We start from the raw sequence: 6,699 nt of genomic DNA, 5'->3' as shown, positions 1-6,699 counted from the left end.
TATATTTATATGTTTCGTAACCCCAATATGTAATGAATTTCTTTTTGAATTCAACAATTTTTTCTAAATACGGACGAAACATTTCGAAATCAGATTTTTCGCGAGCTTCTTCCCACACACTTTCTGCTTTCGCTTCTAATTTCACATAAGCCTCGTATTCAGCTTGTGGAATTTTCTTATTTCTATCATATTCTTTACGACATTCTTCAACCATTTTCTTCGTCGTTTCAGAAAGTTTATCTTCACGTATTAAAGCTTCAAGTTCTGTTAAATAGTTCCCCATATCATCTGAAGTCGACATTACAAATACTTCTGATGAAAGCATACCAATTACTTCTGAACGCTGGTCTACACCTTTTTTAGGCGCACCTGTTCTTAAGTCCCAAAACATTAAACTTAATGCTTCTCCGTAATTTTGTATCTTCTTCACATATGTTAAAAATTGTTTTTCTACTTCATATGTAGCTACTGTCATCGTATAAAAACCTCCCTTTTCTACCTCAAACTTAATTCGACATGAGAATCTAAATTCCTTTTATAATAGAAAAAAAGCTTGGCAAGCGCCAAGCTTTCTCCTTATAATTCTTTTCCTTCTACTGGTAGTACGTTTTTCACCGCTTCTACCACTTTCTCATCTTCTGTATCAGATAAGAAGATTGAAATAGCACCTTTATCGTCGCTCGTACGAATTAAACGGCCAATTCCTTGACGAAGACGTAAAATCATATATGGTACATCTACATCCCAGAACGGATCATTAACATGTTTACGCTTCGCTTCAAACACAGGATCGTTTGGAGGGAATGGTAATGACCAAATGATAACATGTGATAATGATGAACCAGGAATGTCTAAACCTTCCCATAAATGAACGGCACAAAGTACAGTCTCTTCTTCATTTTGGAAGCGAGAAACGAGCTGACTAATTTCTTGATCCCCTTCATATAGGAACGGAACTGACATTTGTTCTTTACTTACATATTCTTTAAACGCTGCAAGCTCTTGTGTTGTACGGAATAATACAAGTGTACGTCCATTTGTTTTTTGTATATTTTCAAGTGTATATTGACACTTTCTTTCCCATTCATTTTCTTTCGTATGCGATAGTAAGTTTACTGCCATTTGCTCCTCATAATCAAACGGTGAGGCAACTGAGAATGATAAGTAATCTTTTACCCCTAAGCTATTTGCTGTAAACGCGAATGAATCGTTATTAGATAATGTAGCAGACGAGAAGATATACGGGATTTTCTTCGAGAATACTTTCTCTTGTAATACTTCTTCAACTGCACGTGGCATAATTACTAACGTGAAGGCTCCATCACCTTCTTCACCCCATGTAATTACATTTTTCTCGTGCATGAACAGACGAAGGGAATGCTCTAATACATCTAAATGTTCATCAACGATATTTAAATCATACGTGTTTACTGTATGCATTTCACTTTCAAATACTAATGCATCACCGACTTCACCAATTTTCGCATAAAGTCGCTTCGCTTCAGCAGTTACTTTTTCTGTCACGGTAATTTCTAAACGATCAGAACCGGCAATTTCTTTTTTATGCTCTTGTAACACATCAAAGAATCGCTCTGTTTGCCAAATTGTTTCTTCTACTAAATGTGCAAACTCCTCGCGAATATCGTTTTGCAACAATCTTGTTAAAAGTTGCTCCATCATCGTTTGCTTTAAACGATACGTTAAAGCTTTTTGAGCTGCATATTCTACAAGATGTCCTTCATCGAATACAACGCAGCTACTTTCTGGTAATAACGGAATTTGCCCTTCACGTTTACGTGCATCGTACGTCCAAATATGATCCATATAGAAATCTTGAGAACAAATAATTAAATCTGCTGCTTTACGATAATGTTCACGAGAAAGAGTTTGTCCACAACGATGACGAGAATCACAAGTGAAGCAATCTTGGAAGTAATCCCAATTTACTTTTGACCATTCTTCGTCATTTAAAAGTGGAAATTCTTTTCTGTCACCGTAGTGAGTAAAATTTTGCATCGTACCATGATCGAATACAAACTGAGGTAACTCGTAGTATACATCTTCAATTACTTCTGGAGCTCGTCCGCTCATAACATCTTCAAGTTTACGTAAGCATAAATAATTATCCATTGATTTCGCAAGCCTTACATCAACAGATAGCCCTAATGCTTCAGATAACTTAGCAATGTCTCCTTCTTCTTTCACAAGCTGCTCAATTAACGTTTCATCTGCACAAGCAATAATAGCTGGTTTCCCAGTATAACGTGCATAGCAAATTGCATATAGAAGATATACAATTGTTTTCCCTGTTCCTACACCCGCTTCTGCGAACATAACTTTCTTTTCTTGGAAAGCACGCTCTAATTGAAACGCCATAAAGATCTGCTCATCACGCTCTTCAAAGCCTTTTTCCGGAAGGATGTCGTAAAACACATCTCCAATCCACTCATTCAACTTATCATAAAAATTATCTTGTTTTCCTACTTCAAATGGTAATCTCTTCTCAGTAAACATCCTTAGCCTCCAACCAAAAAGTTTTTCTATAAAGCTATAGCAACTGCTACTCATATGTGTGCAGCCACTTTCCCCTGTTGTAATACATAGAAATACACGAAAAAAAATTTTCCTTTCGAAAAAGGAAAATTTTCTTCTATATTAATGACTTTAAATAACGTTTATCAATCGCCGTTTCATGTGAAAGAGCTGACAAATATTCTTCTTGCGCTTTTTGTATTTCATCTACAATCACACCTTGACTATCCACTTCTTTTCCGAGCTCATCATACGTACGGTGAATAGCCTTTTGAATCATCGATAACTGGAAACTATCCATATCAGTTCCTCCTTTACGCATTACATAATAGCCAGTATATGCGCGCTGGAGGAGTTTTATACTATGAATTACGCGGCGGACGCTTTCCGAAGTATTGGTAATAATCTGTACGGATAAATCCGTTAAACAGTTTACGTTTCTTTGATGCATCTTTTCCGTAGCACTTCTCAAATGCTTCGTAACTTGTTAATACATACGCTGACCACGTGTCTAATGGGCGGAATACTTGTCCCATTTCTTTATACAGTTGTTCAACGAGTGCTTTTTCACTTAAACGTTCTCCGTATGGAGGATTCGTTACAACATAGCCATAATCCTCTTTTGTTGTGAAATCTTTTACTTGCATTTGTTTAAATGTAATTAAATCACCTAAACCTACTTCTTCGGCGTTATCTTGAGCAACTCGAATCATACGATGATCAATATCTGATCCAATGATTTGTAGTCGTTGATCATAATTCGCTAAATCTTCAGCTTCTTGACGAGCTTCACGCCAGTTTTGTTTACCTACCCAGCCCCACTCGTCTGATGCGAAACCACGGTTAAATCCTGGTGCGATGTTTTGTCCAATTAATGCTGCTTCAATTGGGATTGTACCTGATCCACAGAACGGATCCACGAAAGGACGATCTGGCTTCCAGTTTGTTAATTTAATTAAAGACGCAGCTAATGTTTCTTTTAAAGGAGCTTCCCCTTGATCCATACGGTATCCACGTTTATGAAGTCCCACACCACTCGCATCAATTGTTAATGTTGCAATATCCTTGAGCATTGCAATCTCAATGCGGAATAACGGACCATCCTCTTCAAACCAAGTTGTACGTTTATATGTTGTTTTTAATTTTTCAACGACAGCCTTTTTAACGATACGTTGGCAATCCGAAACACTGAATAACTCAGATTTTAAAGATTTACCGATAACAGGGAACTCACCGTTCTCTGGAATATAATCTCCCCAGTTTAATGCTTTTGTTTTCTCAAACAGCTCATCAAATGTTGTCGCTTTAAATTCGCCAACTTTAATTTTCACACGGTCCGCAGTACGTAACCATAAATTCGTGCGACAAATCGCCTTTTCATCTGCTTCAAATGTTACTTTGCTGTTTTCCACTTGGCATTCATAACCTAGATCACGAACTTCTCGAGCAACTAACGCTTCAATACCCATTGCCGCTGTTGCGATTAAAGTAACTTTTCCCATTTGCATTCACCTCTTATGTATATTCAAACAATAATTAATAACAATTTTCCTTATTAATTATTACATTTTACGAAGAATTTTCTCATTAACCATTTTAACTCATAATTTATAACTTCATACAAATAAAAAGCCCTCCTCTAACAAAGGAGAGCTGAGTTATTTCATAGTTGGTTCATAACGTTCTGTAAGCCATGTTCTGTTCCTTTGTACTGCAAACGGCCCACGCCTCGTACTCCGGTGGCAATCATCTATCTACAGGTTATACAACCTGTCCTTTCCCATCGTTCATTTCCTTGGAAAAGATTCCCCTACCATTATTTGGGTTTCTCGCTCGTGGGGTTTACCTCGTTCCACTCCTATCATTTCTTCAAGGACTTCGTCACTGTGGCACTTTAAAGGTAGTCAAACCATATCCGAAAGGACTTAGGTTTTTTCCCTGCCGTTAAACCAGCCTTACAGCCAGAATACCCTAGCTTATGAATTGGCTAGGCACGAACACTACAGCCATCTCAGGCCGTGCGAGCATGGACTTTCCTCTACAACGTTGGCGTTGCAGCGATTACCCAAACGTTATGACATCCATTAGTATAGTGGAAACAAAAAGATTTTGCAATGTTTTTTTCTATGTAAAATGCTTTAACCTTTTTACCACTAGAAATTATTCGTATAACTTACTTCCAAATACAGCTTTTTCTAAATTAGATAGACGTTTTAAAATATCCGTATTCGTGTTGTTATATACAGGTGGTGCAACTGGTGTTTGTACAACTGGTTGTTGTGGCACTTGCGTTGCTGCTAGTTTTTGTTCCTCTAATTCACGCTTTAAACGAGCATTTTGTTGCTTTAATTGCTCAAACTCCTTGTGAAAAGCTTCGTAGTCTTTAATAATCATATCAAGAAACTTGTCTACTTCTTCTTGTTGATAACCTCTCATGCCTGTTTTAAATTCTTTTTCTAAAATATCTTTCGCCGTTAATTTAATTTTATCCGAAATCATTTTCTTCACCTCAAATTTTTGCCAAAACTTTCATTACCTAAATTTTTTCAGAAACAATGCCTTTTGTCAATCATATATACGAGTACTATATTACATATTACTCAGCATTATTCCACTGTTCCTCTTCTATTATATCTTGTAAATCGGAAAAAAGAATGAAATAACTGTGATAATTTTCTATTTCTCCTTTTTTCTTTGCTGCTTCTACAATATATTTAGGACTCCCTGGTTTTTCTTCATCATATACAGCTAAAAGTGCATCACTTTTTTCAATAAAAAATTGATTTTTCAATTTAAATTGCTCTGGGCTTTCGTACTTCCTTTTCGTAATACTATCAATATGGTCTGCTTGAGAGAGAATAAATTCGTAATATTCACGGTTATCTTCCTTCCAGCTTTCTTCTTGTTCTAAAAACGGAGTAAATACCGCTAATTTTAAATCTGGATATTCTACTTGAATTTCAAAAACAACTTCAGCAGCCCATAATTCGACCCCTAACTGCCCACTTATTATCACCCACTCCAAACCCTCTTCTACAAAAGTAATTAACTTTCGGTGCAATGCCTTTTTTATACATTCCACCCCTGGATGATCATTTTTAAATATACCAAGTTCAAATGGCTTATATCCCGTTACAGCAATAACTTTCATATCAACACTCCAATTACAAAAAAAGAACTAGCATTTCGCTAGTTCTAACATATCATTTACTTTTTAAATATTCCACCAACGTTCGGTCCAATATTCGGACCTACTGGTGATACATTGTTTGGTAAAAATGGTGATACATTTGGCCCTACTGGTGATACATTATTCGGTAAGAATGGTGATACATTTGGTCCTGGACCAAATGGAGATATTTGATGTCCATGGTGTCCATGGTGTCCATGACCACATGGTCCACATCCGCCGCCAAATCCTGGATCAACTGGGTCTACAACATTTACGTTCGAGTTTGTTTGCGGGAAGAAGTTTTGGTTTTTAATTTGTTGATGATGTACATGTGTTGTATGTGTTGGGAAAATGTGTGGCACCACCGTTGTTGAAAAAGAATGTGTTACACACTGTTTCGTCGGATGAATAACAGGAGCAGTTGTACAGATAGGTCCTACAGGCTTATGCCCTCCAAAACAAGGATGACAATGATGCATAGTTTTTTCTCTCCTCTCTCGTTAAAAAAAATCTGATTACACTTTACAGTATGAGAAAAGAGGGAAAGCCGCTTGTTATATATACCCATTTATTTCAAGGAAATTTGTCTAGTCCTTACTTCATATACAATACTTTTTAGAGACAACCATCCAAAATTACTTACCAAAAAAACCTCCAACTTGCTTTACAATACCTGTCACTTGATTCATCGCATTCATCATTTGTCCAGCTGTATTCATCATTTTATTTACATCATAGTTACCATCTGACGTTTTAAATTGGGAAACAAAACTAGAAAACTGACTCGGTTGCTGTTGTTGTTTTTGTTTATTCTGCGTCGGGTACGGTTGTTTTGGTGGATAAAACATTGCTTGTTGATTTCCATAGGGAGATGGTGGTGGCATATAGTATTGTGTATTCATATAAGGCTGCTGTTGTTGATCCATATAAGGTTGCTGTTGTTGATCCATATAAGGTTGCTGTTGTTGATCCATATAAGGTTGCTGTTGTTGATC

The 6,699-nt window shown here is 36.7% G+C and carries 7 protein-coding genes, 1 other RNA gene and 1 pseudogene; all 9 read right to left on the bottom strand.

All coding sequences use genetic code 11. The features are described 5' to 3' along the window. Positions 1 to 475, bottom strand: a pseudogene (ypwA, locus tag KI369_RS15980) (carboxypeptidase); the annotation flags it as partial. Positions 476 to 576: 101 nt separating this feature from the next. Further along, positions 577 to 2,514, bottom strand: coding sequence for an ATP-dependent DNA helicase (locus tag KI369_RS15975; protein WP_016088593.1), 1,938 nt, complete (start codon positions 2,512 to 2,514; stop codon positions 577 to 579). A gap of 136 nt (positions 2,515 to 2,650) precedes the next feature. Then, positions 2,651 to 2,833 (bottom strand): DUF3921 domain-containing protein, encoded by a 183-nt coding sequence (locus KI369_RS15970; RefSeq protein WP_000376898.1) that lies wholly within the window; start codon positions 2,831 to 2,833, stop codon positions 2,651 to 2,653. Positions 2,834 to 2,894: 61 nt separating this feature from the next. Further along, a complete protein-coding gene (locus KI369_RS15965; protein WP_000521224.1) occupies positions 2,895 to 4,034 on the bottom strand; it encodes a THUMP domain-containing class I SAM-dependent RNA methyltransferase in 1,140 nt (379 codons plus the stop codon). Positions 4,035 to 4,214: 180 nt separating this feature from the next. Next, positions 4,215 to 4,605, bottom strand: an RNA gene (gene rnpB, locus KI369_RS15960) — RNase P RNA component class B. Between the two features lie 87 nt (positions 4,606 to 4,692). After that, on the bottom strand, positions 4,693 to 5,031 hold the full coding sequence (gene gpsB / locus KI369_RS15955; protein ID WP_212956591.1) for a cell division regulator GpsB: 339 nt from the start codon (positions 5,029 to 5,031) through the stop codon (positions 4,693 to 4,695). A gap of 97 nt (positions 5,032 to 5,128) precedes the next feature. Beyond that, positions 5,129 to 5,683: an SLOG family protein gene (locus KI369_RS15950; RefSeq protein WP_212956590.1), complete on the bottom strand. Its 555-nt coding sequence runs from the start codon at positions 5,681 to 5,683 to the stop codon at positions 5,129 to 5,131. Between the two features lie 56 nt (positions 5,684 to 5,739). After that, the gene (locus KI369_RS15945; protein WP_212956589.1) at positions 5,740 to 6,183 is read right to left on the bottom strand and encodes a CotD family spore coat protein; all 444 of its coding nucleotides are present in this window, start codon (positions 6,181 to 6,183) and stop codon (positions 5,740 to 5,742) included. 156 nt (positions 6,184 to 6,339) lie between these two features. Continuing rightward, positions 6,340 to 6,699 (bottom strand): YppG family protein (locus KI369_RS15940; RefSeq protein ID WP_212956588.1); only part of this gene is annotated, 360 nt, incomplete at its 5' end.

Origin of the sequence: Bacillus sanguinis, assembly GCF_018332475.1 — a bacterium.
In the GTDB taxonomy this organism is placed as follows: domain Bacteria; phylum Bacillota; class Bacilli; order Bacillales; family Bacillaceae_G; genus Bacillus_A; species Bacillus_A sanguinis.
Note: the sequence above shows the minus strand (reverse complement) of the source record. Positions and strands in the feature narration are given on the sequence as shown.